The organism is Brevibacterium sp. CFH 10365, assembly GCF_009299785.1.
In the GTDB taxonomy this organism is placed as follows: domain Bacteria; phylum Actinomycetota; class Actinomycetes; order Actinomycetales; family Brevibacteriaceae; genus Brevibacterium; species Brevibacterium limosum.
On record NZ_VIGO01000009.1, the window covers coordinates 87,045 to 113,175 of the forward strand.

The 26,131-nt window shown below is 65.9% G+C and carries 22 protein-coding genes and 1 tRNA gene; 8 read left to right on the top strand and 15 right to left on the bottom strand.

Going from position 1 to position 26,131, the window contains the following annotated elements; genetic code table 11:
* The 5 genes from FHG09_RS17025 to mraZ form a co-directional block, all read right to left on the bottom strand.
* Positions 1 to 1,572 carry a UDP-N-acetylmuramoyl-L-alanyl-D-glutamate--2,6-diaminopimelate ligase gene (locus tag FHG09_RS17025; RefSeq protein WP_152348836.1) on the bottom strand — a complete coding sequence of 524 codons (1,572 nt, stop codon included), beginning with the start codon at positions 1,570 to 1,572 and terminating at the stop codon, positions 1 to 3.
* Positions 1,572 to 3,353, bottom strand: a complete 1,782-nt coding sequence (locus FHG09_RS17030) for a peptidoglycan D,D-transpeptidase FtsI family protein (protein ID WP_152348837.1) — start codon at positions 3,351 to 3,353, stop codon at positions 1,572 to 1,574. The genes FHG09_RS17025 and FHG09_RS17030 overlap by 1 nt, the downstream gene beginning before the upstream one ends.
* Positions 3,354 to 3,428: 75 nt before the next feature.
* The gene (locus FHG09_RS17035; protein ID WP_152348838.1) at positions 3,429 to 3,995 is read right to left on the bottom strand and encodes a hypothetical protein; all 567 of its coding nucleotides are present in this window, start codon (positions 3,993 to 3,995) and stop codon (positions 3,429 to 3,431) included.
* Positions 3,992 to 4,954 carry a 16S rRNA (cytosine(1402)-N(4))-methyltransferase RsmH gene (gene rsmH, locus FHG09_RS17040; RefSeq protein WP_152348839.1) on the bottom strand — a complete coding sequence of 321 codons (963 nt, stop codon included), beginning with the start codon at positions 4,952 to 4,954 and terminating at the stop codon, positions 3,992 to 3,994. The genes FHG09_RS17035 and rsmH overlap by 4 nt, the downstream gene beginning before the upstream one ends.
* 165 nt (positions 4,955 to 5,119) lie before the next feature.
* Entirely contained in the window at positions 5,120 to 5,551 is a 432-nt protein-coding gene (gene mraZ / locus FHG09_RS17045; protein ID WP_101553353.1) for a division/cell wall cluster transcriptional repressor MraZ, read from the bottom strand.
* Positions 5,552 to 6,012: 461 nt separating this feature from the next.
* Here mraZ and FHG09_RS17050 point away from each other — a divergent pair, with 461 nt between their 5' ends.
* The 3 genes from FHG09_RS17050 to FHG09_RS17060 are packed head-to-tail and all read left to right on the top strand — an operon-like array spanning position 6,013 to position 10,812.
* Positions 6,013 to 7,002, top strand: coding sequence for an AAA family ATPase (locus FHG09_RS17050; RefSeq protein ID WP_152348840.1), 990 nt, complete (start codon positions 6,013 to 6,015; stop codon positions 7,000 to 7,002).
* 4 nt (positions 7,003 to 7,006) lie between these two features.
* Positions 7,007 to 8,281 carry a DUF58 domain-containing protein gene (locus tag FHG09_RS17055; protein WP_152348841.1) on the top strand — a complete coding sequence of 425 codons (1,275 nt, stop codon included), beginning with the start codon at positions 7,007 to 7,009 and terminating at the stop codon, positions 8,279 to 8,281.
* Positions 8,278 to 10,812, top strand: a complete 2,535-nt coding sequence (locus FHG09_RS17060) for a transglutaminaseTgpA domain-containing protein (protein ID WP_152348842.1) — start codon at positions 8,278 to 8,280, stop codon at positions 10,810 to 10,812. Before FHG09_RS17055 ends, FHG09_RS17060 begins: the two co-directional genes overlap by 4 nt.
* Here the strand turns inward: FHG09_RS17060 and FHG09_RS17065 are convergent.
* The 3 genes from FHG09_RS17065 to dinB form a co-directional block, all read right to left on the bottom strand.
* On the bottom strand, positions 10,796 to 11,491 hold the full coding sequence (locus FHG09_RS17065) for a YdcF family protein (RefSeq protein WP_152348843.1): 696 nt from the start codon (positions 11,489 to 11,491) through the stop codon (positions 10,796 to 10,798). The genes FHG09_RS17060 and FHG09_RS17065 overlap by 17 nt on opposite strands.
* Before the next feature lie 50 nt (positions 11,492 to 11,541).
* Complete coding sequence (locus FHG09_RS17070; RefSeq protein WP_152348844.1) at positions 11,542 to 11,949, bottom strand: DUF3040 domain-containing protein; 408 nt, start codon at positions 11,947 to 11,949, stop codon at positions 11,542 to 11,544.
* Positions 11,950 to 12,080: 131 nt separating this feature from the next.
* Positions 12,081 to 13,316, bottom strand: a complete 1,236-nt coding sequence (gene dinB / locus FHG09_RS17075; RefSeq protein WP_152348845.1) for a DNA polymerase IV — start codon at positions 13,314 to 13,316, stop codon at positions 12,081 to 12,083.
* A 60-nt stretch (positions 13,317 to 13,376) separates the two neighbouring features.
* Here dinB and FHG09_RS17080 point away from each other — a divergent pair, with 60 nt between their 5' ends.
* Both FHG09_RS17080 and FHG09_RS17085 read left to right on the top strand, forming a co-directional pair.
* A complete protein-coding gene (locus FHG09_RS17080) occupies positions 13,377 to 13,922 on the top strand; it encodes a hypothetical protein (RefSeq protein ID WP_227492830.1) in 546 nt (181 codons plus the stop codon).
* The gene (locus tag FHG09_RS17085; RefSeq protein WP_152348846.1) at positions 13,919 to 15,286 is read left to right on the top strand and encodes a polyprenyl synthetase family protein; all 1,368 of its coding nucleotides are present in this window, start codon (positions 13,919 to 13,921) and stop codon (positions 15,284 to 15,286) included. Before FHG09_RS17080 ends, FHG09_RS17085 begins: the two co-directional genes overlap by 4 nt.
* A gap of 44 nt (positions 15,287 to 15,330) precedes the next feature.
* On the opposite strand, the gene FHG09_RS17090 is transcribed toward FHG09_RS17085, so the two are convergent.
* On the bottom strand, positions 15,331 to 15,681 hold the full coding sequence (locus tag FHG09_RS17090) for an Rv2175c family DNA-binding protein (RefSeq protein ID WP_152348847.1): 351 nt from the start codon (positions 15,679 to 15,681) through the stop codon (positions 15,331 to 15,333).
* A 129-nt stretch (positions 15,682 to 15,810) separates the two neighbouring features.
* Between FHG09_RS17090 and FHG09_RS17095 the strand changes: the two genes are divergently transcribed.
* Together FHG09_RS17095 and FHG09_RS17100 are read left to right on the top strand one after the other, a co-directional pair.
* Positions 15,811 to 17,073, top strand: coding sequence for a LysM peptidoglycan-binding domain-containing protein (locus FHG09_RS17095; protein ID WP_227492831.1), 1,263 nt, complete (start codon positions 15,811 to 15,813; stop codon positions 17,071 to 17,073).
* Positions 17,070 to 19,295: a protein kinase domain-containing protein gene (locus FHG09_RS17100; RefSeq protein WP_152348848.1), complete on the top strand. Its 2,226-nt coding sequence runs from the start codon at positions 17,070 to 17,072 to the stop codon at positions 19,293 to 19,295. The genes FHG09_RS17095 and FHG09_RS17100 overlap by 4 nt, the downstream gene beginning before the upstream one ends.
* 75 nt (positions 19,296 to 19,370) lie before the next feature.
* Here the strand turns inward: FHG09_RS17100 and FHG09_RS17105 are convergent, their stop codons facing one another.
* The 4 genes from FHG09_RS17105 to gcvH form a co-directional block, all read right to left on the bottom strand.
* A complete protein-coding gene (locus FHG09_RS17105; RefSeq protein ID WP_152348849.1) occupies positions 19,371 to 20,765 on the bottom strand; it encodes a class II 3-deoxy-7-phosphoheptulonate synthase in 1,395 nt (464 codons plus the stop codon).
* 10 nt (positions 20,766 to 20,775) lie between these two features.
* A complete protein-coding gene (locus FHG09_RS17110; protein WP_152348850.1) occupies positions 20,776 to 21,261 on the bottom strand; it encodes a bifunctional nuclease family protein in 486 nt (161 codons plus the stop codon).
* Between the two features lie 10 nt (positions 21,262 to 21,271).
* Positions 21,272 to 22,465 carry an FHA domain-containing protein gene (locus FHG09_RS20395; RefSeq protein WP_152348851.1) on the bottom strand — a complete coding sequence of 398 codons (1,194 nt, stop codon included), beginning with the start codon at positions 22,463 to 22,465 and terminating at the stop codon, positions 21,272 to 21,274.
* Positions 22,465 to 22,869 (bottom strand): glycine cleavage system protein GcvH, encoded by a 405-nt coding sequence (gcvH, locus tag FHG09_RS17120; RefSeq protein ID WP_193627426.1) that lies wholly within the window; start codon positions 22,867 to 22,869, stop codon positions 22,465 to 22,467. Before gcvH ends, FHG09_RS20395 begins: the two co-directional genes overlap by 1 nt.
* Positions 22,870 to 23,099: 230 nt before the next feature.
* On the opposite strand from gcvH, the gene FHG09_RS17125 reads away from it, so the two are divergent.
* Positions 23,100 to 23,176, top strand: a tRNA-Pro gene (locus tag FHG09_RS17125).
* A gap of 184 nt (positions 23,177 to 23,360) precedes the next feature.
* Here the strand turns inward: FHG09_RS17125 and FHG09_RS17130 are convergent.
* On the bottom strand, positions 23,361 to 24,662 hold the full coding sequence (locus tag FHG09_RS17130) for an MFS transporter (RefSeq protein WP_152348852.1): 1,302 nt from the start codon (positions 24,660 to 24,662) through the stop codon (positions 23,361 to 23,363).
* A gap of 50 nt (positions 24,663 to 24,712) precedes the next feature.
* Entirely contained in the window at positions 24,713 to 26,104 is a 1,392-nt protein-coding gene (locus tag FHG09_RS17135) for a sodium:proton antiporter (protein ID WP_152348853.1), read from the bottom strand.
* Positions 26,105 to 26,131: the final 27 nt, after the last annotated feature.

A 26,131-nucleotide genomic window follows, 5' to 3' on the forward strand; every position in this document is an offset into this window, starting at 1 on the left:
TCATCTGTGAACTTTACCTGGTTGTGCGCCGCCCAGTCGCATGGACAGCGCTGAGCGTGTCCTGGCCCGGTCGTCGAAATCGGTGACCGCGGTGCCCACGGTCTGGCCTGTCTCGTGCCCCTTGCCTGCGATGAGCACGGTTGCGCAGGCGTCCGCTCCCGCGATCGCCTCATCGATGGCAGCACCGCGGTCGGGGACTTCGATGATCTTTTTCACACGGGCTCGTCCCGCGTCCACCTCGGCGTCGATGCCCTGCCTGATGGCGGCGCGGATCGTGTCCGGGTCCTCGGTGCGCGGATTGTCATCGGTGAGTACGATCACATCGGCTTCACGAGCCGCGGCCTGCCCCATTCCGAAGCGTTTGCCGCGGTCGCGGTCGCCTCCGGCGCCGAAGACGATGATGAGTTCGTCGGAATCGGCGTGCAGGGTCCTAAGTGCCTTCGCGATCGCATCGGGGGTGTGCGAGTAGTCGACGATGGCCCGCGGCAGGAGCTCCGGGTGGGATTCCCCGAGAGCCCGCGGTCCGGAGACGTCGATGATCTCCATCCGTCCGGGCACCGTGGCCGCGAAGCTGCGTCCGATGGCGTCGACGTCCGAGGCACTGACGCCGGCTTCGATGAGCATCGAGGCCGCCAGCGCCGTGTTCGTGACGTTGAAGTCGCCGGGCAGCGGTGAGCGCAGTCGGATGCTCTGTCCCTCGCCGAGGTGGAGCACGAAGTCCGAAACGCCCGGGGTGTGTTCGATGCGCCACTGACTGCGCTCGTCGCGTCCCAGGGTGCGCACCGGCACCTGTGCGGCCTCCGTCATCCGCTCGCCCCATTCGTCTTCGACGACGATGACGGCCGTGTCGGAGAACGTCCGGGTGAACAGCTGGGCCTTCGCCTCGAAGTACTCCTCCATCGTGTTGTGGAAGTCGAGGTGGTCCTGGGACAGGTTCGTGAATCCTGCGACGCGGAAGTGCGCCCCGTCGACTCGGTGCTGGCTGAGCGCGTGGGAGGAGACCTCCATCGAGCAGGTGTCGACCTCGGCCTCACGCATCTTCTTGAACAGTGCGTGGAGTTCGGGGGCTTCCGGCGTCGTGCGCACACTGGGAACGGTGTCACCGGCGATGAGGATGGCGACAGTCCCGATGACGGCGGTGCGGTGGCCGAGCGCCGCGAGCATTCCGTCGGCCAGGTAGGTCGTCGTCGTCTTCCCGTTCGTTCCGGTGACTCCGATGAGCTCCGGCACCGAGGTGGTCCCGTAGACGGCTGCGGAGACGAACCCGAGCACGGAGCGGGGTGCCTCGACGATGAGTGCGGTCACTCCGGCGAGAAGCTGCCTGTCTGCCTCGTTCGCGCTGAGGGATTCGGTGATGAGCTGCCAGCCGGCTTCGTCGGTGAGGACGGCGCTGACGCCGGCACGGATCAGTTCGGGGGCGAACTTCGCTCCGTGCACGTTCGCCCCCGGCAGGGCGGCGTAGAGCTGACCGGGTGAGACCGCTCGCGAGTCATGGGAGACTCCGGTGACCTCTGTCTCGGGGTCGCCGTGGAGGGTGCCGGGTGCGATCGGCAGCAGCTGTGAAAAGCGCATCATTTCCATTCTCGAGCGGGCAGGTCGGGCTTCTGCGTCGACGGTGGGATCTTCAGATGCCGCATGGCGAAGCCCGCGACGTCGGAGAAGACGGGGGCTGCGGCCTGTCCACCGTAGTAGCCGTTTCGAGGCCTCTGCAAAGTCACGGAGATCGCGAGCTCGGGGTCTTCTGCCGGCAGGACGCCGACGAAGGAGGCGGTGTATCCGTCGTATCCTCCGCCTTCGGCGGCCGGCGCCTGCGCGGTGCCTGTCTTTCCGGCGACCCTGTAGCCGGAGACCTGGGCGGACTTGCCGGTGCCTTCGGCGACGACGCCTTCGAGCATCCGCAGGGTCTCGTCGGCGGCCTTCTCGCTGACGACCCGCTCGTTCTCCCCTGCCGGGGTGGAGATGGTGCGTCCGTTCGGTGAGATCATCCCGTCGACCAGACGGGAGGGCACGTGCACTCCCCCGTTGGCGATGGTGGAGATGACGTCGGTGGTCTGGATCGCGTTCGCGGCCACACCCTGGCCGAACATCACGGTGTACTTCGTGCGTCCGTCCCAGTCTTCGTACGGGTGCAGGATGCCTGCGGTCTCGGCCGGGAAGTCGATTCCCGAGCTGGAGCCGAAGCCGAACTTCTTCATGTATTCGTAGCGCTGCGCCTCGGTGAGTTCCTTTCCGGCCAGCACGGTGCCGGTGTTCGAGGATTCGGCGAGGATTCCGGCGAAGGTGAGCTTCTCATCGGGGTGTTCGTGGGAGTCGCGGAACTCCTCGTCGTTCGGCGCCTTCCACTTGTCGGGGACGGTGAACTCCTGTTCGGGACTCACGAGTCCCTGGTCGAGCAGCGCTGCGGCGGTGACCATCTTCGCGGTCGAACCGGGTTCGAACATGTCGGTGAAGATGCGCGAACCGCGGTCGGGGCCGTCGACCTTTCCCGGAGAGTTCGGGTCGACCGTGGGAGCATCCGCGGCGGTGATGATCCGTCCCGTCTTGATCTCCTTGATGACGATCGACGCGGATTCGGCTTCGTGCTTCTTCCGCTGCTCTTCGATGGCCTGCTGAGCGTAGTACTGCATCGCAGGGTCGATCGTCGTCTGCAGCCCCTGACCGTCGACGGCGTCCTTCATGTTGTTGTCGCCGAGCGGAATGATCTCTCCGCGTGCCCCGCGTTCGTACTGCTGCTGGCCGTCCGTGCCCGAGAGCTGTTCGTCATAGGCCGATTCGAGACCGGCCTGGGCCGTGCCGTCGGAGCTGAGGAAGCCGACGAGGTTGCCGGCGACTCCGCCGGCGGGATACGAACGCACTGCGTACTCCTCGGCGGAGACGCCGAGGACTCCGAGTTTCTTCACCTCACGCCACGTCTCCGAAGTCAGTCCCTTGGCGACGGGGTTCCAGCGTTTGTCACCGACGAGCTTCGGGTAGAGCAGACCGGGGTCGGTGTTCAGCGGCTTCGACAGGGCTTCGGCCGCACCCCACGCACCCACGAGTTCGCCGTCGACCTCGTATTGGGCGACGTTCTGCTGGTCGACCACGAGCTGGTAGCGGGAGACGCTGTCGGCGAGCACGGCGCCGTCGGCGGCGAGGATCTGTCCGCGGTCGGCCGGCAGGGTCCGGGTGACGAGCCGGTTCGACAGCGCCTTCTCCGCCAGCTTCATCGAGTCCATGCCCTGGATCGACACGAGTCGGCCGGAGGTGACGAGGAGAGCGAGGACCGACAGCGCGGCGATGATGCCCATCCGCCAACGCAGATTGGGGCCATCGCCCTTGCGCTTCTTCTTCAGTCGGGTCTTGGCTGAACCCATAGCTTGAGTCCTCGGTCCTTGGTGTGGTCGGCGTATGGTTCGGTCAGGCCGTTCCCTGGTCCCGGTGAGCTCGGACTACTTCGGCGCCTCCTGGCTCGGAGCCGCCACGTCCTGGCTCGGGCTGCCCCCGACGACCGGGAGCTTCTCATCCGATCGTAGATTGGGTCGGATGTCTTCACGTGTATCGGCACGCGGGCCGGGCACGACTGTGGGCTCTTTCTCACCGCTGACGTCGATTCCCGGTGCGTCGATGATCTTTCCGGTCTTCGCATCGAGGAATTCCGGTGAGGAATCGCGGACGAGGCCGAGTTCTTCGGCGGCCAGCGCGATGTTCTGCGGGGACTCGCGGTACGAGTTGTCCTCCACGAGGCGGTCCTTCTGTTCGGCGAGGGCTTCCTTCTCGCTCGTCAGCTGGTCGACCTTATACGAGGTGTTGGCGACGAAGATGTTGAGCAGCAGCACGGCCACGAGGGTGGCCAGAAGGATCCCCACACACAGCATGGAGAAAGGCAGACGGGACTTCGGCAGTTCGAACTTGAGCAGCCGCAGCTTCGCTCCGCCCTGCTGGCCACCGGCCTCTTCGAGCCGGCGGGAGCGTTCGGTGAAGTGGGGCTGACCGGCGGTCGCCTGAGAATTCCTCACGATCGTGCCTCCCTGATCTTCTGCACTGTCCGCAGTCGGACGCTTGCCGCCCGCGGGTTGGTCTCTGCTTCTTGCTCATCAGCCATTTCGGCGCCCCGGATGATCTCGGTCAGCCAGGGCTGGTGCTCTTCGGGCACGACCGGCAGGTCCGGCGGCGCCGAGGAGGTCGTGGCCGCCCGGAATGTCTTCTTCACGATCGTGTCCTCCAGTGACTGGTAGGACTCGATGACGGCCACTCCCCCGATGTGCAGCGCTTCCAATGCCGCCGGCAGTGCGGTGCGCAGCACCCCGAGTTCGTCGTTGACCTCGATGCGCAGGGCCTGGAAGGTGCGCTTGGCAGGGTGGGACTTCTTCTTCGTCTGCGGGATCACCCGGGAGAGCATGGCCGCGAGCTGGTCCGAGGTCTCCCACGGGGTGTGGACCCGGTCGGTGACGATGATCTTCGCGATCTTTCCGGCCAGCTTCTCCTCGCCGTATTCGCGCAGGATGCGGCGCAGCTCGGATTCCGAGTAGGTGGCCAGCACCTTCGCGGCCGTGAGTTCCTGGGTGCGGTCCATGCGCATGTCCAGGGGCGCCGGCCGGGCGTAGGAGAATCCGCGCTCGTCTTCGTCCAGCTGCAGGGAGGACACCCCCAGGTCGAGCAGGATCGCGCTGATCGCCTCGATGCCGAGGTCGGCGAGCACATCGGGCAGCTCATCGTCGACGGCGTGGACGATATCGGTGCGGTCGGCGAAGGGGGCCAGACGTGCGGTGGCGATGTCGATGGCCTGCAGGTCGCGGTCGATGCCGACGAGGTGGACGTCGTCGAAGGCGCTCAGCACGGCTTCGGCGTGCCCGCCCATGCCCAGGGTGCCGTCGACGACGACCGGGGTGAGCCCGGCAGCACGTGCGGCGTCGACCCCGACGCCGATGAGTTCGACCACGCGCTGAAGGAGCACCGGTACGTGCTGAGCTGTCATTCGTGGGTCCTTCATACGGGGGTGGTCGGGGGTGCGCTGCTGGAGCCAGAACCTTGACCGCCGTGGCCCTGCCACCGGGGAAGTGTGTCAGGACGTCCGAGCTTCGGAAACGGGGAAGTTCCCCGAAACTCGAGCACGGCGGGCAAGGATCAAACCCGAGCAGAATCAGATCACTCCGGGAATCACCTCCTCCTCGCGTTCGGCGAAGGCCTGCTGAGCGCCGACGAGGTAGTCCTCCCAGGTCGGTGCATCCCAGATCTCGACTCGGTTGCCCATGCCGATCACTGCGACTTCCCGTGTCAGTGATGCGTACTGCCGCAATATGTTCGGGACCGTGATGCGTCCCTGTTTGTCCGGCTGATCCGCAAATGCCGCCGACAGGAACACACGCTGGTAATCGCGGGCTTCCTTATTCGTCTTCGGCGCGTTCTGGATTCGCGCGTGCTCGGCTTCGAACTCCGTGGTGGGGAACAGGGTGAGGCAGTTCTCCTGGCCACGGGTCAGAACGAGTCCGGGCGACAGCTCCTCGCGGAACTTTGCGGGCAGGATGAGGCGACCTTTGTCGTCGAGCTTCTGCATATGAGTGCCCAAGAACATGTCGTCTCACCCCTTTCGAAACCCATCGGCTCCGATAGCAACCACAGTACTCCACTTCCCTCCACAGATTCCAGCCTTTCACTTCACCGATGCCGCAGACCCATTGTTTTCCCAGGTCAGATAGGTGGAGGAAAGTGGGGAAAATTTCCCAAAGGCGCGTCGCGGGAGTGTCGGACGACCGGGAGACGATGGGTTCACGGTGAGGGTGGGCCGCCTCGGCGAGAGTGTCGATGACGGCTGGGATCCGCGAGAATCCGCGGATCGTCACGGATTCCCGGCACCACCGTGGAGGCGAGTGGGGAGGGAAGTGGAGGGTCCGCGTGGAGGGAAGTGGGGCGGAGGGTGGGGAGTGGAGTGGGGGCCGCCTCGGGGAGGGAATGGGAGCGGGGAGGAGACGGCAGTGACGAAGCTGAAAGAAGCTCGTGTGGCTGGGGTGCCGGCTTTAAGGGACAATGGTGGGTATGTCGACCAGCCAAGAAGGTACACAGACCAATTCCGTGATCGGCGCCGAACACATCGAGTGGGTGCAGAATCTGACGTCGCGGGCACGCACGGCGATGAACTCGGTCCTCGAGGGCAAGGATGACGCTGTCGGGCTCTCGCTCATCGCGCTGCTCGCCGGCGGACACGTCCTCCTCGAAGATGTCCCGGGCGTCGGCAAGACCCTGCTGGCCCGTGCCATGGGCAAGGTCGTCGACGGTTCCGTGCGCCGCATCCAGTTCACTCCGGACCTGCTGCCCACCGATGTCGTGGGTGTGAACCTGTTCAACCAGGAGACTCGTCACTTCGAGTTCCGGCAGGGCCCGGTGTTCGCCAACATCGTCATCGCCGATGAGATCAACCGTGCGTCCCCGAAGACGCAGTCGGCGATGCTCGAGTGCATGGCCGAGGGACAGGCGACGATCGACGGGCAGACCTATCCGATGCCCACGCCGTTCATCGTCGTCGCCACTCAGAACCCGATCGACATGGAGGGCACCTACGCTCTGCCCGAGGCGCAGCGTGACCGGTTCCTCACGCGCATCTCTCTGGGATACCCGGCGACCGCCGATGAGGTCGATCTGCTGGACAACCAGATCCAGAACGATCCGCTCGAGACCGCGGCCGCGGTGACGAACCTCGAACAGATCACTCAGGCGCGCACGATCGTCCGCCATGTCTCCGCGAGTCGGCAGCTGCGCGAATACATCGTGGCGATCCTCCATGCCACCCGCAATGATCAGGCGATACTGCTCGGCAGCTCCCCGCGCGGCGGAGTCCACCTGCTGCGTGCGGCGAAGGCTCGTGCGGCCCTCTCGGGTCGCACCTTCGTCACTCCCGATGATGTGCAGGCCCTGGCCCCGTTCGTCCTCGCCCACCGCATCATCCCCCGCGACGGGGACGACGCAGACCTGGCTGCCGACCTCATCGGTCGAGTGATCGGCCGCGTGCCCGTCTCGACGAACCAGTGACCGCATGCGACTGAGCACTTCGGGAATCATCTTCGTCCTCGCCGGGGCGGCCCTGATCATCACGGCCTACCGCTTCGCGCTGCCCGGACTGCTGCCGGCCGGTCTGCTGCTGCTCGGTCTGGTTCTGCTCTCTGCGCTGCTCATCCTGTGGGGCACCCGGCGGGTGTCGATTGCGATGAGCACCTCGCTGCACGAGGTGGCGCTGTCCCCTTCGGGCGACCGCCACCCTCTGGCCGCCGAGGGCAAGGAGGTCGAGCTGGAGGCGCGCGTGACCAATATCGGTCAGCTCGCGATTCCGGCGGCGACGATCGACTTCGTTCCGGCCGAGGGCTTCGGCGACTCCACCTCCGGTGATGTTCCGCCTCTGGCCCATGGCGCTTCGCAGTCGGTTCTCACATCCTTCACCCCCAACCGGCGCGGCGTCTCCGGCATCGACGCGGTGCTCATCACCGTGTTCGGCCCCTTCGGCCTGGTGAAGATGAAGAAGAAGGTCCACGGAGCCTTCCCCGTCGCCGTGTCCGTGCCGATTCTGCCCGCGCGCATTCCGCAGGATTCGTCGATCCGGCCCGCCCGCCTCGATGACGGCAAGGTCCGGACCGGGCACACCACCCGGGACTTCCACACGCGTGAGTACGTGCCCGGTGATGATCTGCGGCATGTGCATTGGCCCTCGACGGCGAAGTCCGGCGAGCTCATGGTCCGACACGAAGCCGACGAGGAGACTCTCCATGCGCTCATCCTCATCGACCTCATCGCCGATGAGGGCGTCGAGGAGCCGAGCGATCTCGAGATCGAGTTCCTGCTGGCGGCGGCGACCGCTGCCGGAACGGCGTTCCTCAGGTCCGACTACGAGGTCAATGTCGTCGCTCCCGGACACCAGATCAGATTCAAAGGAGCACGCGACATCGACAAGCTGCGTCTTCTCTCGGCCCTGGTGCGACCGGGCAGAGTCGAACTGCCCTCGCACGACAACCCGAATCACATCGTCATCTGCTCCGTCGGGGATCAGCGCGGGCAGGAACTCGCCTCGCACTTCTCCCGCCGTGTGCCGGTGACTCTGCGTACGCTCAGCGAGATCGACGATCTGACGATGCTCGGCCTCAGCGAGGATCTGCCGGAGTCGTGGACGACCTTCGAGTCGAGGCGAACCGGCAGCGGCACCGGTCGGACTGCGACCGGACCGGGAACTGCCGGGGCCGGTGGTCACTCCTCGGCGCCGGGTGGCACGAGTTCGACACCGGGCGACGCGACCTCGACTCCGCAGGGGGTGCGCCGATGAGCCTCGATACTCCTCCCACCCGTCCGCGCGGGGCGGCTTCCGAACCTCCTGCGCAGGGCCGGTCGGCCCCCGTGTCGACAGGTGATGAGCGTCCGGGCACCGGCTGGCTCGAAGCGATCGTCGTCTTCGTCGCCATGACTCTGACCGCTGTCGCCGTATCCGCGGTGTTCAAGGACTTCGCCTGGCTGCCGCCCGTGCTGGTCGCCGTCGCCGTCGTCGTCATCATCGGTGCCGTGTTCCGGACCATCCCCGTGCTGCGCTCGAGCGGCACAGCGGTCATCGCTCAGTGCGTGGCCGGTCTCATCGCGGTCTTCGTCGTCTGCGCCGGGAATTCGCTGCTGCTCGGGTTCATCCCGACGGGCGAATCCTTCGGAACGATCGTTGACCTGCTCTCCGAGGGAGTCAGCGACCTCTACGCGACTGCTCCCCCGGCCGCGAGCACTCCGGGCTTCATCGCGATGCTCACGATCGCCTTCACCCTCATCACGATCCTCATCGACGGCCTCGTCTCGGACCTGCGGGCGCCGAAGGTCGGAGGTGTCCTGCTGCTCGTGCTGTGGATGATCCCCGTCTACTTCGCCTCTCAGGAAGTCCAATGGTGGCATGTGGTCGCGATCCTCGCGGCCTTCCTGCTGCTCATGCTCAGCCCTTATCTGCCGGCGACCCGCTGGCGCGGCGGGATGACGGCGATCCTGGCCGGAGCTCTGGCTCTGGCGATCGGCATCGGTCTGCCCGTTCTGCTGCCGCCGGTGCCGAGCCTGCCCGATCGGGCCTCGAAGGGCCAAGGCGATCTGACGGTGACGAACCCGTTCCTCAACCTGCGCCAGAACCTCGGCGATCGTGACGATTCGACGCTGTTCAGTTTCCAGACGACGGATGAGGACGCGGATCCGATCAGGTTGACGTCCATCGATGATTTCGACGGAGAGGCCTGGGCGCCGAGCCCGTTCAGCCTCGATCCCTTCGCGATCGCCACCGACGGCATGCCATGGCCCGAGGGGATGCCGCGGGATGAGAACTTCAGGGAAGAGACGATCAGCGTCACTGTCGGTGACAAGTACGACCAGCAGTATCTGCCGTCGCCGTATGCACCGCAGCAGCCGAAGGATCTGGACCGGCGGTGGATCTTCGACGAGAAGACTCTGACGATCGTCGGCAACGGTGAGAAGACCGGTGGCCTGCAGTATTCGATGGACTACCTGTCCCCGAACCCCGATGTCGAGGATCTGCAGTCGGCGACTCCGGTGTCGGAGAACGATTTCGAGACCGAACTCGCCGTCCCCGACTCTCTGCCGACCAGTGTGCAGGAGACCGCGGAGCGGGTCACCGCCGATGCGGAGAACCAGTGGGAGGCCGCAGTCATGCTGCAGGCGTACTTCCGCGGCGGTGATTTCGAGTATTCGCTCGATGCTCCCGAACGGGCCAGCGGCGATGCGATCTCGGACTTCCTGGCCGATAAGCAGGGCTACTGCGTCCAGTTCTCCTCGGCCATGACGATCATGGCCCGGACGATGGGGATTCCGGCCCGCATCGGCGTCGGATTCGCCGGCGGAGATGAAGCCGGGAACAGCTATGACGTGAGCATGCAGGATTCGCATGCATGGCCGGAACTGTACTTCGAAGGCGCCGGTTGGGTCCGTTTCGAACCCACTCCCGGTGGTCCGGCCGGCGATCCGCCGAAGTGGACTCTGGCCGATGGCGCCGGACAGCAGGAGGACAGCGACGAGTCGGAATCGGCGAGCCCGAGCGAGGAACCGACCGAATCCGCGTCGCCGACCGGCGGCTCCGACGAGCCCACCGAGGAGGAGACGAGCACTCAGGCCGCTGAGCCGGCCGGCTCGGATCTCAGCACGGTCTTCGGCATCGCAGCGGTCGTGCTCGTCCTGCTGCTGCTCGCCGCGCTGCCGGCGATCTGGCGGTCGATCCTGCGGTCGCGCCGGACGAAGGATCCGCATGATCTCGAAGCGGTGTGGACCGAGGTGCGGGCTCTGGCCACCGACTTCGGGCAGAGCCTGGATTCGAGTCGGACGCTGCGCTTCAACGAACTCGTGCTGGCCGGCGCCGTGCCTGCGGCCGGAGCCGGTGCTGCCGGTGGCGCTGCGGCAGGGCCCGCGGACGTCTCGAGCTCCGCTGGTACGGCTGCCGGCTCCACGGCTCCCGAGACCGATCCGGAGACCGGTGAACCCGTGCGCAGGTCCGCCGCCGAGGTGGCTGCCGGTTCCGGTGCCGCCGCAGACGGCGACGGAGCTGCCGGATCCTCGGCGTTCGATCGTTCGGATGAGCGGCTGAAGCGTCTGAGCAGTCCGGCCCCGACCGGACCGGCCGCAGCAGGTCGCGACGACTCCGCACTGTCGGCTTTCGTCGATGCTCTCGAAGCCCAGCGCTACGGTGCCGCTGCCGAGTCTCTCGACGACTCCGAGGTGCGCGCGCTCATCGACGAGGTGAGTACGGACCTGTCGGAGCGGGCCACGCCGGGCAGCCGGATCTCCGCGAAGATCTGGCCGGCCAGCTTGTTCAATCGTCCGAACTGATGGCCTGTGCGGCGTTCTCTCGGTCAAGCGTCCGCAGGGCCATCAGACCGCGCACGGCGGCGATGGGTCTGACCCACGGATGTTCGCCGAATCGGTAGTCTCCCCCGCGCACAAGGCGACGTGCCAGGTCCGGTCGCATCTGCCACAGGTGGTCTCGGGCCTTCTCCGCATGGTGGGAGTTCGAGACGACGCTGATCGTCGTGGCAGGTGTGAGTTCCTCGTCGATGAGCGGAATCGCATTGGCGATGTTCTCCCACGTCGATGAGCTCTGCGTCTCCAGCAGGGATCGGCCGGTGAAGCCGAGCGTCCGACGGGCGAAGCGTTCGAGGATGAGCGCCTCCGGTGTCCGCCCGATGACGGCTCCCCCGCAGAAGATGAGGACGGTCGAACGTGCCGCCGGATCGAGCGTCCGCAGGCCGACACGGGCCCGGAAGCGGTTGATTCCGTTCGGCCGCTCCCAGTGGTTGGCGTACCCGAGCACAACGATGATCTGGTCGCTGCCTGTTGTCGTCAGGGGCTCTGTGCTCAACCCGGTCAGACCCTGAGGCTGTGCTCGACGGCCCACCACTCCACGGCCGTCGCCGAGGCGTCGGCGACTCGATCGCCAGTGCGCCGCCTCGGCGAAGGCGAAGACTCCCGCGAGGACCGCACCGGCGATCCCGAGCGCGCGGACGGACATTGAAAAAGGCACTCTCATATCGAGAGTGCCCTGATCGTGGAGAGTGCGGATCATTCGCCGCGCTGGCGCTTCTCCCACCGGTCTTCCATCCGGCTCATGAACCCGGCCCCGCCCTTGGTGCCGGACTTCGCTCCGGAGTTCCGAGAGTCGGTCTGAGTAGTGTGCGCATGGCCGGGACGGCTGAACGCCCAGTACATTCCGGCGACCATGAGGCCGAATCCGACGACGCCGAGGGCGATCCACCAGGTCGAACTGGAGATGAGCGAGATCGCGAGGATCGTCGCAGCCAGTCCGGCCAGAGCGATGAGGATGCCGAGGACGAAGCGCTTGGCGGAGAACCCGGGACCCGTGGCCGCGGCCTGGGTTTCCGAGATATTCCGGGCAAAACGAGGGTCCTCACTGCGCAGCTGCTTCTCCAGTTGATCCAACAGCTGCTGTTCGTGATCGGAGAGTGGCATCTCGAACCCCCGTTTCGCTACTCAAGTCTTTCCCACAATCATAGTCTCTGAGGCTTGAAAAAACATCTCCGGGGGCCGTGAGGGGCCGGATTCCCACGGGGTCTTCAGACTGTGCTCCCGCTCACCCGCTCTCAGGCGTCGGGTCGCCTGCGCAGAAGCGAGGCCTGAGAGATCGCTTCGCTGCCGAACCGACGTCTCACCTCGTCGAGGGCGACCTCGGCTTCGCGTCCGGAATGCTCCGGTTCGTCCAAGGTGGCCTGCCGCCCGGTGACGGCGAAATCGCTGAGACCCGCGGCCCTCACGCCGAGCAGCCTGACTCCCTGGGCGCGCTGCTCGCGCAGCTTGCGCAGGGCCGGCCGCAGCGCCTCGTACATCTCCCGGGCCAGGTCTGTCGGAGCCGACAGGGTCACCGACCTCGACAGGGTGGTGAAATCGCCGAGGCGGTACTTCAGTCCGAGGCTCGTGGCCACTTTTCCTTCGGCACGGACCCTGTACGCGACCTTGTCGGCCAGACGCAGCAGTTCGTGTTCGAGCACATCGACGTCCCAGATGTCCTCGCCGAAGGTGTTCTCCGCGCTGATCGAATGCTCCTTGGCCTGCTGGTCGAATCCGGAGGAGTCCTGGCCGTGAGCGGCTCGCCACAGCTGATGGCCGTGGGCACCGAAGACACGTGCGACCCAATCCTCGTCGACGGCGGCAAGATCGCCGATGAGCCGGATGCCGTAGCGGGAGAACCCCTCCTGCGTCTTCTCCCCCACTCCGGGCAGCGCTTCGATCGGCATCGGGTCGAGGAATTCCTGAGTCGCGGCCACCGGCACGAGCAACTGACCGTTCGGCTTCGCCCGGGTGGAAGCGAGTTTGGCCACGACTCGACTGACGGCGATGCCGACCGAGGCGCTCAGTCCCGTGCGCTCGTGGATCTGTGCTCGCAGCCGGGTGGTGATCTCCACCGGCGATCCGAGACGACGCACGGCACCGGAGACGTCGACGAAGGCTTCGTCGACGCTGACCTGCCGCACATCGGGGGTCACCTCGGAGACGAGGTCGAAGACCTGGCGGGAGTACGAGGAGTACAGGCCATGGGACGGTGGGATCACCTCGGCGATGGGGCACAGATTCATGGCCCTCGACATCGGCATCGCCGCGTGCACCCCGAATTCGCGCGCTTCGTAGCTGGCCGAGACGACGACTCCGCGTCCGCTGCGGCCGCCGACGATGACGGGTCGTCCGACGAGGTGGGGTCGGCTGAGCAGCTCGACGGAGACGAAGAACGAGTCCATGTCGAGGTGGAGGATCGTGGCACCGGCGTCGTCAGTGCCCAGTCGGCTCAGATCGCCTCCGGATCGTGCCAGCTGCTTCCGACTCATCGCCTGCCCCTCGCGCTTGTTCCTTTCGGCTCCGCCGAACAGTCCAGGTACTCTTGGAGTATGGTACCGCGCACCGCTGTCATGACACTGCCCATCGTTGCCGCTCTCGCTCTTGCCGGGTGCTCGGGAAACGGTGGAGACACGGCCGAATCGACCCCTTCGGCTGCTCAGGAGACCTCGACCGCTGCGGCTCCGGCGGAGTCCGAGACCGCGTCGGCCGAAGCATCGGCCGAGGCCACCGGCTCAGATCCCGACACGTCGAACGATATGAAGGATCTGCCCGAGTACATCAGGCCCTACCCGGATTCCGAGGTGCTCTCGGCATCGATCGTCAAGGCTCATAACGACAAGGACAAGAAGCTGCCCGAGCAGGTCAGCCTCGTCGTCCGTGCCGAAGCCGATGCCGAGGACATCTTCGCGTTCTACGAGAAGGAGCTCGGCAAGGCCGACTTCGAGTCCCTCGGTGATGAGGTGAAGACGAAGAGCGCCCGCGTGGTCAACTTCAAGCACAAGGACAATGACAGCGTCCTCGTCGTCACGGTCGCCGAGGACTCGGAGGACAAGGCGAATTCGATCGTCACCGTCGGCGGAAACATCGGTTCATGACCTCATATAATTCAGTGACGCCCGACGAGCACCGCGCGTCCTCCGCACCCACATCGTCAGCCGCACCCGCCCCGTCCGAGGCGACCGCCCCATCCGAGGCGACGGCACAGTCCGACGCGAACGTCCAGTCCGACCCGACCGCTGCCCTCCCCGCCCTCATCGAGTCTCTCGATTCCCCGGAGTCCATCGCCGCCGAGGTGTCCGCCCAGCTGGAGGCGTTCCTCGCCGAGAAGGCCGCCGAGTTCGAGGCGATCTCACCCGATGCGACAGCGATCGGCGAAGCACTCATCGAGTTCACCCGCGGCGGCAAGAGGATCCGCCCCGTCCTGCTGTGGTGGGGCTTCCAGCTCGCCGGCGGTGACGTCCGCCCGACGACCGACACTGCTGCCGGAACGACAGGGGCCGGCGCTGGCCCGACGACCGGCACCGCCGCCGACGTCACTGCGGGTCTGGCGCAGGCGGCCGGGTCGCTCGAACTGCTGCACGCCGCCGCGCTCATCCACGATGATGTCATCGACAATTCGGACACCCGTCGCGGTCGGCCGGCGCTGCACCGCCAGTTCGAAGCCCGCCATCAGCGCTCCGGGTTCCACGGCGACGGTGCCTCCTTCGGCGTCTCCGCCTCCATCGTCATCGGCGATATCTGCCTGGCGCTGAGCGAAGAGCTCTTCGAACGTTCGCAGGAGGCCCTGGGTGGCAGCCGCCCGGCCCGCGAACTGCGCGGAACCGTGCGCCGCGATGTCATGGTCGGCCAGTACCTCGATGTGCTCGCCGAGGTCATCCCCCTCGACGACAACCGGATCGCCGATCGCGCGTGGGAGGTCCTCAGCTTCAAGTCAGCGAAGTATTCGGTCGAACAGCCGCTCCTCCTCGGCGCGGCGCTGACCGGAGCGGACGAAGATCTGCTCGCGGAGATCTCCGGCTTCGGCCTCCCCCTGGGGCAGGCGTTCCAGCTGCGCGACGATGTCCTCGGCATCGCCGGCGACCCGCAGGCCACGGGCAAACCCGCCGGCGACGATATCCGCGAAGGCAAACGGACCGTGCTCATCGCCGAGACCGCGGCCCGGATCTCGGCCGACCAGCTCGAGGTCCTCGCCTCACGTCTGGGCGTTCCGGATCTCACCGACGCAGAGGTGACCGAATGCGTTGACATGATCACCGATTCGGGAGGCCTCGCCGCCGTCGAATCCTTCATCGCCGACAAACACGCCCACGCAGCGACGGTCGTCGATACGTGGGCGCGAAGCGGCTCAGGTGGCGTGTCAGCGGCAAGATCGGACGCCTCGGCGAGGGTGCGCATCGGATCGGCGGCGCAGGACAGACTCAAGGGATTCGCGACAGCGCTGAGCTACCGCTCCAGCTGAGCCCATTCGCTGTGAACGCCGTCTAAGAAAGAGCATCGCGTGGATCAGAACGCGAGGGCCTGAGCGCGGCGGCGCACTTCCTTCTTGTTGCCGGCGCGAAGCAGGTCGATGGGACGACCGGGCAGGGACTCGTCGTGGGTGAAGAGCCACACGATGGCTTCTTCGTAGTCGAATCCGGCGTCATAGAGGGTGTGCAGGGTGCCCTTGAGCGGTTTGACGACCTCACCGTTGACGAAGAAAGCCAAGGGCACCCGAAGAACCTTCGGCGTGCCGATCTTGATGCCGCAGATGGCACCGTCTTCGAGCAGCCTCCGCACTTGGGAGATGCCGAGCCCGGTGAGTTCTGCGATGTCGGGCAGCGGGGCCCAGTCCTGGACGAGTTCTTCGGTATTCACGCCCTCAAGCGTAGCAATATTCGGCAGAAACACCTCGCCATGCGGTGCCGAATGCTCGGGTCGGGCCCGCCTACTCGTTAGGCTTGAGACCGTAGCTTCCCCACTCGACATGAAGTCAACAGGTGACAGATGACACGACCGCGACGGCACAAGCCCGTCACCGCCGCTCCTGACATCCGCGCCGCATCGAAGGTGAATTCGACCGGTCCGATCCCAGGAGCCGAACGGGTCGACCCCGAAAACGAATCCCCCACCGAGGTGGCCCCTACCACCGAATCCCCCGACGAGAACGCATCCCCCGACGCACAGGCCGCCTCGGCGACATCGCCGGACTCGGACTCGTCTCCGGCGACCGGCGATCGGCCCGCATCCTCCGAGGATCGGTCCCCGTCCTCCGGCGATCAGTCCCCGTCGTCCGACGAACCGGCCGACGACGTCTCCGGCCGCACGTCCGATGACGAGAACCTCGCGGCCGCCGGCACCGGGCCGCAGTGGATCTCGGGCACTGCGGGAGCGACCGTTCCCGTCACCCACGGCGGGCGCACGTACAAGGCCAAGCAGGGCGACACCCTCTACGGTGTGGCCAGCAAACACGGCGTCTCCGTGCCCGCACTGGCCGAGCTCAACCGCATCTCGCCGCGTCAGAACCTCCACCAGGGTCAGGTCCTGTCCCTGCCGGAGAAGAACGACCTGCCCGATGATGACCCCTCGCACGTCGTCGCCCCCGGTGAGACCCTGCAGACGATCGCCGCTCGGCACGGCATCACACCGGCGACCCTGCGGCAGGCCAACGCCATGGGTGATGACTCATTCATCACAGTCGGTGAGCTGCTTCTGCTGCGCCCATCGAAGGCCCGCCCGCGTCGCACCGCACCTGAAGCGCCGAGTGATATCCCCCGCGTCGCCGCCAGCGCGCAGGTCGAAGGCATCCGTCCCTCTGTGCTCCACGCGGCACGGCTGAACAAATACACTCTGCTGCACCGCCGTCACCCGGCCCCGGCACAGGCGAAGCTGCTCGTCGCCTCGCTGTCGGTCGAACTCGGCGCCGATCCTGCCCTCATGCAGGCCGTCGCCGCGCAGGAGTCCGGTTTCCAGCACACGACGGTCTCGGCCGGCAACGCGATCGGCATCATGCAGATCACTCCCCGCTCCGGCCGCTGGGCGTCCGATATCGTCGGCCGCGGACTCGACCTGCTCGACATCGAGGACAATATCGTCGCCGGCACCGTCATCCTCGGTTGGCTCATCGAGACAGCCGAATCCGAGAACGACGCCATCGCCGGCTACTACCAGGACCTGCGCTCGATTCGCGCCGACGGACTGCTGCCGGAGACGAAGGCCTTCGTCCGGGCCGTCCAGCTGCAGCGTGCGCGTCTGCAGGAGGCGCTGTGACCGCCCGCCGAGATCCCCTCATCGGCACGGTGCTCAATGACCGATACCGCATCGATGCCAAGATCGCCCGCGGCGGCATGGCCATGGTCTACCGCGGCACCGACCTGCGACTCGACCGTGAGATCGCGATCAAGGTCATGCACGAGCACCTCATCTCCGATGACACCTTCGTCGAACGCTTCCGCCGGGAGGCCATCAACGCCGGTCGGCTCACCCATCCGAACCTCGTGGCCATCCATGATCAGGCTCGTGACGGCGATATCGTCTACCTCGTCATGGAGTACCTGCCCTCGGTGACGCTGCGCCGTGAGCTCAAGCACCGCGGCACTTTCACCCCACGCCAGGCGATCGTCGTCCTCGACGCGATCCTCGCCGCACTGGAGGCCGTGCACTCGACGGGCATCATCCACCGTGATCTCAAACCCGACAATGTGCTGTTGGGCACGGATGGCCAGGTCAAGCTCGCCGACTTCGGTCTGGCCCGTGCCGTGACCACGGCGACGACGACGAAGACCCTGATCGGCACCGTCGGCTATGTCGCTCCCGAGCTCGTCACCAGGGCCGGAGCCGATTCCCGCACCGACCTGTACACGGTCGGCATCATGTTCTACGAGATGCTCACCGGCGCTCAGCCGTACACCGACGATGTGCCGATCCAGGTCGCGTACCGTCACGTCCACGACACCGTTCCGCCTCCGTCGGACGTCGTTGACCGGCTGAGTCCGCGCCTGGACGCGCTCGTTCTGTGGGCGACGTCGAAGGATCCCGAGGACCGTCCCGCCGATGCCGCCGAGTTCCGTCTGGCGCTGGCCGAAGCGCGTGCGGAGATGAGCGAAGCCGAGCTCGACCTCGGCGATCCGCAGATCGCCGCCGGTGAGCACTCCCCCGCACTCACCGCGAGCATCGACCTCGGCGAGGAAGTCCCGAAGGAGAAGAAGTCCCGGACGGACGAGATCCCGTACCTCGAGGGTGAGGACGACGAGACCGGCGCCGAGGCGGCCGATGACGACAGTGCTGACGCGCCGTCGGGTGCGGCGGGAGGAGCCGGGGTCGCCGCCGCCGCTGCCGGAATCGGCGGCGTCACCACCGCCGTGACCTCGGGAGACGAGTCGGGGGACGACAGCGACTCCGATGCCGAACCAACCGCCGACGGTTCCTCAGGGCCCCCTGCCGAAACGTCGGACGACGACAGCACCGGCGATCACCGCGGCGACGAGGTCGGCGCGGCACTCGGCGTCGCCGCCGGAGCCGGCGCAGCGGGCACTGCCGCAAGCAGCGGTTCAGGTTCCGCCTCCGGTGGCGAGTCGGCGGATGGGTCCGGCGACGCGAACGAATCGGATGACGATGACAGAGCCGCGGTCGCGGCCGTTGCCGCCCCCACCTCGGCGAAGGCGTCGAAAACACATCCTCGACGTCGCCGCGTGCTCGCCTCACTCGTCGCCGTCGTCGCCGTATTGGCACTCGTGGCCTGGCTCGTGATCGCGAACCTGCCTGAACCCACCTCGATCGTGCCCGGCCAGCTGGCCGGCAAGAAGGTCGACGAGGTCACCTCGCAGCTCGAGGACAACGACCTCAAGGCCGAGCCCAAGGAGGTCTTCGACGACTCCGTTCCGGCGGGCGAGGTCATCGGCACCGAACCGGTCAGCGGTTCCGAACTCGCCCCGGATTCGACCGTCACGGTCGTCGTGTCCAAGGGCGAGGAGAAGTTCGCCGTTCCCAAGCTCGAAGGGCTCAGCCGCTCCGACGCCGAGACGGCGCTGAAGAAGGCGAACCTCGCCGTCGGCAAGGTCGAGGGGAAGTACAGCGACTCGGTCGGCAACGACCAGATCATCTCGGCCTCGCAGAAGCCCGGGACGAAGCTGTCGAAGGGCGAGGAGATCGATCTCGTCGTCTCCAAGGGTGTCGCACCGATCCCGGTTCCCAACGTTGAGGGCCTGACCTTCGACGCCGCCTATGCGACCCTGGCCAAGCGCGGGTTCCGCGTCGGCAAGGACGAGGTGTTCTCCGACGACGTGCCCAAGGGCAAGGTCGTCTCGCAGTTCCCGAAGAGCACCGAGGCGAAGCCTGCGAACACACTCATCATCGTCCGGGTGTCCAAGGGCAAGGAGAAGAAGGAAGACTCCGACTCGAAGGACGATAAGAAGGACGAGAAGTCCAAGGACGGCGATTCCGAGGACAAGAAGTCGGACGACGACAAGAAGGACGGCGACAAGGACAAGTGAGGCCGTTCGTCCACTGAGAATGCCGGGGGCTCCGCAGAATCTCTGCGGAGCCCCCGGCATTCTCAGTGGTGTCTGTCATTGCCTGCGGGTGAGGTACTCGGCGACCTGGAACGCCATCTCCAGCGACTGGTCGTGGTTGAGGCGCGGGTCGACGAGGGTCTCGTAGCGCCGACGCAGACCTTCGTCGTCGATCTCCGTGGCTCCGCCCATGATCTCCGTGACGTCGTCGCCGGTGAGCTCGATATGCAGTCCGCCGGGGATAGTGCCGGCATCGCGGTGAGCGTTGAAGAAGCCTTCGACTTCGGCCATGACGTCTTCGAAGCGACGGGTCTTGTACCCGGTGTTCGACGTGATCGTATTGCCGTGCATCGGGTCGCAGACCCATGTCACGTGCGGCAACCGGTCCCCGATTCCCGACAGCAGTGCCGGCAGTGCCTCACCGATCTGGCCGGCACCCATGCGGGTGACGAAGGTCAGACGGCCGGGCTCGGCATCCGGATCGAGCTTTTCGGCCAGGGCCAGAGCATCGTCAGCGGTGGCGGTGGGCCCGAGCTTGACGCCGATGGGGTTGCGCACCTTCGACAGGAAGTCCACGTGGGCGCCGTCGATCTCACGAGTGCGCTCACCGATCCACAGGAAGTGGCCCGACACGTCGTAGGCTTCGCCGGTGCGCGAGTCGATGCGGGTCAGTGCCCGTTCGTACTCGAGCAGCAGCGCCTCGTGGGCGGCGTAGAACTCAGTGGTCTTGAGAGCATCGAAATCGGCTCCGCAGGCATCCATGAAGCGGATGGCGCGGTCGATCTCGGCAGCGGTCTGTTCGTAGCGCTGGTAACCGGGGTTCGATGCGAGGAAACCGCGGTTCCAGTCGTGGACGAAGCGCAGATCGGCGAAGCCGCCCTGGGTGAATGCACGGATGAGGTTCAGCGTGGAGGCGGAGATGTGGTACGCCTTGAGCAGACGCTCGGGATCGTGACGGCGGGAGTCCTCGGTGAACTCGTAGCCGTTGACGATGTCGCCGCGGAACGAGGGCAGGGTGACGCCTTCTCGGGTCTCCATATCGGCAGAACGCGGCTTGGCGAACTGACCGGCCATGCGACCGATCTTCACCACGGGCATCGAACCTCCGTAGGTGAGCACGGCTGCCATCTGCAGAACCGTCTGCACCCGGGCCCGGATCTTATCCGCCTGGGCTCCGTCGAAGGATTCGGCGCAGTCGCCGCCGGCGAGAACGAAGGCCTCTCCGCGCGAAGCGGCAGCGATGCGCTGCTTGAGCACATCGGCTTCACCGGCGAAGACCAACGGCGGAGAGCTGCGCAGATCGGTGAGCACCTCTTCGAGCGCGGTGCTGTCGAGATAGGTCGGCTGCTGCTTCGGGTTCATCTCTCGCCAGTCATCGAGACCGCGCAGACTGTCATTGCCGGCAGCGGCGATCTCTCTGTTGGACAGGACCGGATCGGTGTGGAGACTCAATGTTTCACTTTCATGGATTTTCGGTGCCGGTCTCGAAGTCCTCGGCCGAGACATTGTCGAGGAAGTCTCTGAACTGTGCGACTTCCTCTTCGTCGGCCTCGGGGGCTTCGATTCCGGATTCTTCAAGCAATTGCGTTTCGACGAAGACGGGGCAGTGCGCTGTCAGCGCCAGGGTCACCGCGTCCGAGGGACGCGCGGAGATCGACTTCCCGTCGTTCGTGTGCAGCTCGGCCAGGAAGATCTGACCGTCCTTGCCGGTGATCGTCACGTCCTGCAGCTCGGCGTCGTACTTCTCGAGGACGTCGAGCAGCAGAGCATGAGCCATCGGACGCGGCGGGGTCAGCCCCCGCTGCGCGATCGACAGCGCATTGGCTTCGATCGCCCCGACCCAGATCGGCAGATAGTAGGCAGGTTCGCTGGCCTTGAGCAGGAGAATCGGTTGGTTGGCGGGCATTTCGATGCGGACGCCGACAACCTCGACTTCAACTTTTGACATTATCCCCCGGTCAGGAGCGCGGACGCTGCTGGAAGATCATTCGGAACTTGCCGATCTGCACATCGGCTCCGTTCTGCAGTTCGATGGAGTCGATGAGCTGACGCCCCACATAGGTGCCGTTGAGCGAGCCCGTGTCGCGCAGCGTGAAACCGCTGGGCGTGCGGATGAACTCGGCATGCTTACGCGAGACGGTGACGTCATCGAGGAAGATGTCGGCATTCGGGCTCCGGCCGACTGTAACCACATCGGTGTCGAGCAGGATCTGCGAACCGGAGTCCGGTCCGGAGACGACGACGAGCAGTGCATCGGCATCCTGCAGACCTTCGAGGTCGGGCACCGGGTGGATCTCGCCGGTGTGCGGGTCCAGGATACCCTGGAACTGCTGGCTGCCCGAATCGCTCATCGCATCCCGACCGCCGTTCGCAGGATCACCCTGGGGCTGACCGGACTGGGGCTGGCCGTACTGACCGGGGCCGGGCTGAGGCGGCTGGCCGTACTGGCCCGGGCCGGGCTGGCTTCCCTGCTGCTGGTTGGGATCGACCTGACCGTACTGGCCGGCACCATTCGAACCGTACTGCTGCTGGCCGCCCTGCTGCGGATGATTTCCGAACTGCTGACCCTGGCTGCCCTGAGGCTGACCGCTCTGCGGTTGGCCGTAGTTCTGCGGCGGATACTGATTCTGCTGAGGCTGATACTGCGGCTGGCCCTGGCTGCCCTGTCCGTTTCCGACATAGGGTTGGTTGGCCGACTGGGACGCACCGAAGTTCTGTCCGCCCTGCGGGGTGCCGCCGAACTGCTGACCGTTGCCGTACGGCTGTCCGCCCTGCGGGGTGCCGCCGAACTGCTGACCGTTGCCGTACGGCTGTCCGCCCTGCGGGGTGCCGCCGAAATTCTGGCCGTTGCCGGACTGCGGGGCTCCGTCGGCCGGCTGCTGGCCATAGGGAGGGGTGTTCCCCTGACCGTTCTGGTCGATCTNATTCTGGCCGTTGCCGGACTGCGGGGCTCCGTCGGCCGGCTGCTGGCCATAGGGAGGGGTGTTCCCCTGACCGTTCTGGTCGATCTGCGGGTTCACCCGAGTCGCCGACTCGTCGTCGCCGTTGCCGTTTGCGGCCCCGAACGGGAACTTCTTCGACTGCGGGACCTGTCCGTTGTCATACCAGGGCTGCGAGGGGGTCGGACGATTCTGATCGTGATTCTGCGACATTACGCCTCCTCGCTCTGAATGAGCTCTTTGTACGCCTCGCTGTCCATCAGCGATTCGAGCTGTTCGGGTTCACTGAGTTCGACGAGGTACATCCACCCGTCTTCGAAGGGCGACGAGTTCACGGTCTCAGGTGAATCGTCGAGCGCATCGTTGACCTCGGTGACGGTCCCGGACACAGGGGCGATCAGGTCAGAGACGCTCTTCGTGCTCTCGACTTCGCCACAGGACTCCCCAGCGGTGACCGAATCCCCAGCTTCAGGCAGGTCGACATAGACGACGTCACCCAGCTGTTCCTGGGCGAAATCAGTGATACCCACACGGACTACTGCGTTGTCATCCGTAGTCGCAACCCACTCATGGTCGCGCGAGTACCGCAAAGACACTGGATAATCCAGATCTGCCATGTCGACTCCTCTAGTTTGTCGGTGTACCAAGCATAGCCGCCTGGGCCACTTTCATAACAATCACGAAACGGAAATGTTACCGAGTCACCCTCTCAGGCATCTGCAAGTCCCGCTTCTTCGGTATCTACCTGGGATGATACCTGTTTTTCGAAGGTCACGGAACGCGGTTTTGGCAGTTGGCGCCTGATCGGTATAAGCTAGTTCTCGTTGCCCACGAGGGAGTACGGTAACGGGCTATGGCGCAGCTTGGTAGCGCGCTTCACTGGGGGTGAAGAGGTCGTGGGTTCAAATCCCGCTAGCCCGACCACCAGAGGTACCACCCGCTTGCAGGGTCATGTGTCGCCACTTCGTCCACACGAAGCCGCGGCACATTTTTCGTGTCCGGCACATTTTCCGCATCCGGATTCTTTCTGCACCTGTCGCGCTTCCATTCAGACACGTCATCATCAGCCGTGTGACATGCCGGGTTATATACCCGACATGCCCACGACTCAGTCCCGTCGGACGCCGAGGCGGTTCGCGAAGATCATCGTCAGAGCGCCGACGAGCACGAGGATGCCGAGGCCCCACCGCAGTCCGGCTCCGGTGGCGACGACTCCGACCAGTGGGCTCGTGCCGAGATAGCCGACACGCATCAGCCAGTTCACGAGCGTCACTCCCCCGGCCCGTCCGACCCCGGGCAGACGGGCGGCCGCTCCGAGTGCACCGGGTACGAGCGTCGCCGAGCCGAATCCGAGCGCTCCCATCGAGACGAGCAGCAGAACGGGTTCCTGGGCGACGACGACGCCGATCCCCCCGAGCGCGATGAGTCCGCCGCCGAGGCGAGCGATCCGGCCGGCCCCGAACCTCGTCACGAGGAGGTCCCCGCTGAAGCGTCCGAGGCATTGGCTGCCGATGACGATGCTGAAGGCGATCCCCGCCGAGGCGGTCGGAACGTCCGCGAACTCGACCGCTGCCAGCCCCGCCCAGTTGTTCGCAATGTCCTCGACCGCGGCACCGCAGATCGCCACGATCGCCAAGGGCAGCGCCGCGAAGAGGATCGCCCGCTTCGAGCGCCCCGCGGCCCCGCCTCGGTCATGTCCGCCCCTGCCATGCCGGTCGGAGTCGGCCGGTCCCCCGGCTTCGGAACCGGAGGCCGGATCCGCATCGGAACCGGAGTCCGGATCCGCATCGGAATCGGCGACCCGCCTCGGCGAGGCATAGCCGCCGATGAGGCGACGCCCCGCGATCGTGATGATCACTGCTGCGAAGCCGATGAGGGCCAGCCATACTCGCATGTCGAAGCTCGCACTGGCGGCCGCGGTGGCGGCGGCTCCGCTGACCAGGCCGCCGAGACTCCACAGCGCATGCATCGACGACAGGATCGTCCGACCGGACCGATCTTGGACGGAGATGCCCACAACGTTCTGAGCGACATCGACGATCGCATCACAGCACCCCAGCAGGAGCAGGCAGATCGCCATCATCACGCCGTTGACCGACCAGGCCGTCGCCGAGGCGGCCACACCGAGCATCACCGTCCCGCCGATGACGACTCGGTGGGCGCCGAATCGGGCGATGAGCGCGGCAGGCAGGGCCGAGGACAGCAGCGATCCGACGGCGAAGCAGGCGACGACGAGGCCGAACTGCCACGAACTCAGCCCGAGTCGTTCGACCAGCAGCGGATACCACGGCAGGAGAGCCGCGAAGACGGCGCCGTTGCCCGTGAAGTAGAGGCCGACTCCGGCGGCGGCTCTCGCGCCGCTGCGGTCCCGGCCGGAACCGCCTCGCGCCGCCTCACCCCGCGGGCTCAGAGTCGCACCGCTTTCGGACTGTCTGGCTCACATGTTCCGGGCATGGCCGCTCAGTCTGCCTTCACGACTTTCGCCGCGCGCAGGTCTCGCCCGGCCTGTCCGAGGATCACGAGGGCGACCAGCACTCCGACCAGGATCCACCACAGGGAACCGGTCATGAAGATGAGCACCATCGAGGCGAGGATCGGCGCGAGGCGGCGCAGCGACCACCACACGTAGCCGCCGAAGCTCGGCATCGCCACGTTCGCCGAATCCGCGACGGATTTGACCATGAAGTTCGGTCCGTTGCCGATGTAGGTGATGGCCCCGCCCATGACGGCACCGAGCGAGACCGCGATGAGCAGCGTCTCGGGCACTCCGGCCACCCTCGGCTCGCCCGGCACCTGAGCGGCCATCTCGAAGAAGGTGACATACGTCGGGGCGTTGTCGAGGACCGAGGAGAGACCGCCGGTGAAGATGAACAGGGAGATCTCGTTCAGCGGGATCTTGTGGGCGATCTGGCTGAGGTACTGCAGTGCCGGCATCATGGTGAGGAAGATGCCGATGAAGAGCGCCCCGACCTCGAGGATCGGCGTCCACGTGAACTTGTTGAGGTTGAAGCGGGCGCCTCGGTCACCGACGAGGAACGAGGCCGCTGCCGAGACGAGCATGACGAGTTCACGCCACGGCACAAAGTCCGAGGCGCTCGCATGCCCCGTTTCGATCGCATGCATGTCGACCGAGGGGATGAACGCGACGGCGACGATGATGATCACCAGGAACAAGAGACCGCTGGCACCGCGCAGGCCGAGCTTCGTCGCATACTCGGCGTCCCTTGCCAGGGCTTCGGCCGGTTCCTTCGCATACATCTTCGTGTCGAGGGCGAAGTAGCTGATGAGCAGCAGAGCGTTGACGAACAGCCAGTACGGCCAGAGCCCGAACGTCCATTCGAAGGGCACACCGCGCAGCATGCCGAGGAACAGCGGCGGGTCACCCAACGGTGTGAGCAGTCCACCGCAGTTCGCGACGATGAAGATCGTGTAGATGACCGTGTGAGTGCGGTGCCGGCGGTCCTGGTTCGTGTTGAGGATCGGGCGGATGAGCAGCATCGCCGCACCCGTGGTGCCGATGAATGAGGCCAGCACACCGCCGACGGCGAGGAAGATCGTGTTGTTGCGCGGTGTCGCCTTGATGTCGCCGACGAGGAAGATGCCGCCCGAGGCGACGAAGAGGCTGCCGATGAGCATGATGAATTGGAAGTACTCGAGCAGCGCGTGGATGACGGTCGTCGTCTCTCCGCTGAGCAGGAACCACACGGCGATCGGCACACCGAGGATGAGAGCGACGATGAGTTTGACGAGGTTGCGGTCCCAGATCTTCTCAGTGGCCGGGATGAGTGGGAGCACCGCGATGCACCCGAGCAGCAGAACGAACGGAATGATGCTCCACCAGGCCACGACCATCCGGGGACTCCTTTACTCACTGTCGAC

Coding starts and splice junctions, on each gene's coding strand:
- FHG09_RS17025 (WP_152348836.1), bottom strand. CDS start 1,572: ATGCGCTTTTCACAGCTGCTGCCGATCGCACCCGGCACCCTCCACGGC.
- FHG09_RS17030 (WP_152348837.1), bottom strand. CDS start 3,353: ATGGGTTCAGCCAAGACCCGACTGAAGAAGAAGCGCAAGGGCGATGGC.
- rsmH (WP_152348839.1), bottom strand. CDS start 4,954: ATGACAGCTCAGCACGTACCGGTGCTCCTTCAGCGCGTGGTCGAACTC.
- mraZ (WP_101553353.1), bottom strand. CDS start 5,551: ATGTTCTTGGGCACTCATATGCAGAAGCTCGACGACAAAGGTCGCCTC.
- FHG09_RS17050 (WP_152348840.1), top strand. CDS start 6,013: ATGTCGACCAGCCAAGAAGGTACACAGACCAATTCCGTGATCGGCGCC.
- FHG09_RS17055 (WP_152348841.1), top strand. CDS start 7,007: ATGCGACTGAGCACTTCGGGAATCATCTTCGTCCTCGCCGGGGCGGCC.
- FHG09_RS17060 (WP_152348842.1), top strand. CDS start 8,278: ATGAGCCTCGATACTCCTCCCACCCGTCCGCGCGGGGCGGCTTCCGAA.
- FHG09_RS17065 (WP_152348843.1), bottom strand. CDS start 11,491: ATGTCCGTCCGCGCGCTCGGGATCGCCGGTGCGGTCCTCGCGGGAGTC.
- FHG09_RS17070 (WP_152348844.1), bottom strand. CDS start 11,949: ATGCCACTCTCCGATCACGAACAGCAGCTGTTGGATCAACTGGAGAAG.
- dinB (WP_152348845.1), bottom strand. CDS start 13,316: ATGAGTCGGAAGCAGCTGGCACGATCCGGAGGCGATCTGAGCCGACTG.
- FHG09_RS17080 (WP_227492830.1), top strand. CDS start 13,377: ATGGTACCGCGCACCGCTGTCATGACACTGCCCATCGTTGCCGCTCTC.
- FHG09_RS17085 (WP_152348846.1), top strand. CDS start 13,919: ATGACCTCATATAATTCAGTGACGCCCGACGAGCACCGCGCGTCCTCC.
- FHG09_RS17095 (WP_227492831.1), top strand. CDS start 15,811: ATGACACGACCGCGACGGCACAAGCCCGTCACCGCCGCTCCTGACATC.
- FHG09_RS17110 (WP_152348850.1), bottom strand. CDS start 21,261: ATGTCAAAAGTTGAAGTCGAGGTTGTCGGCGTCCGCATCGAAATGCCC.
- gcvH (WP_193627426.1), bottom strand. CDS start 22,869: ATGGCAGATCTGGATTATCCAGTGTCTTTGCGGTACTCGCGCGACCAT.
- FHG09_RS17135 (WP_152348853.1), bottom strand. CDS start 26,104: ATGGTCGTGGCCTGGTGGAGCATCATTCCGTTCGTTCTGCTGCTCGGG.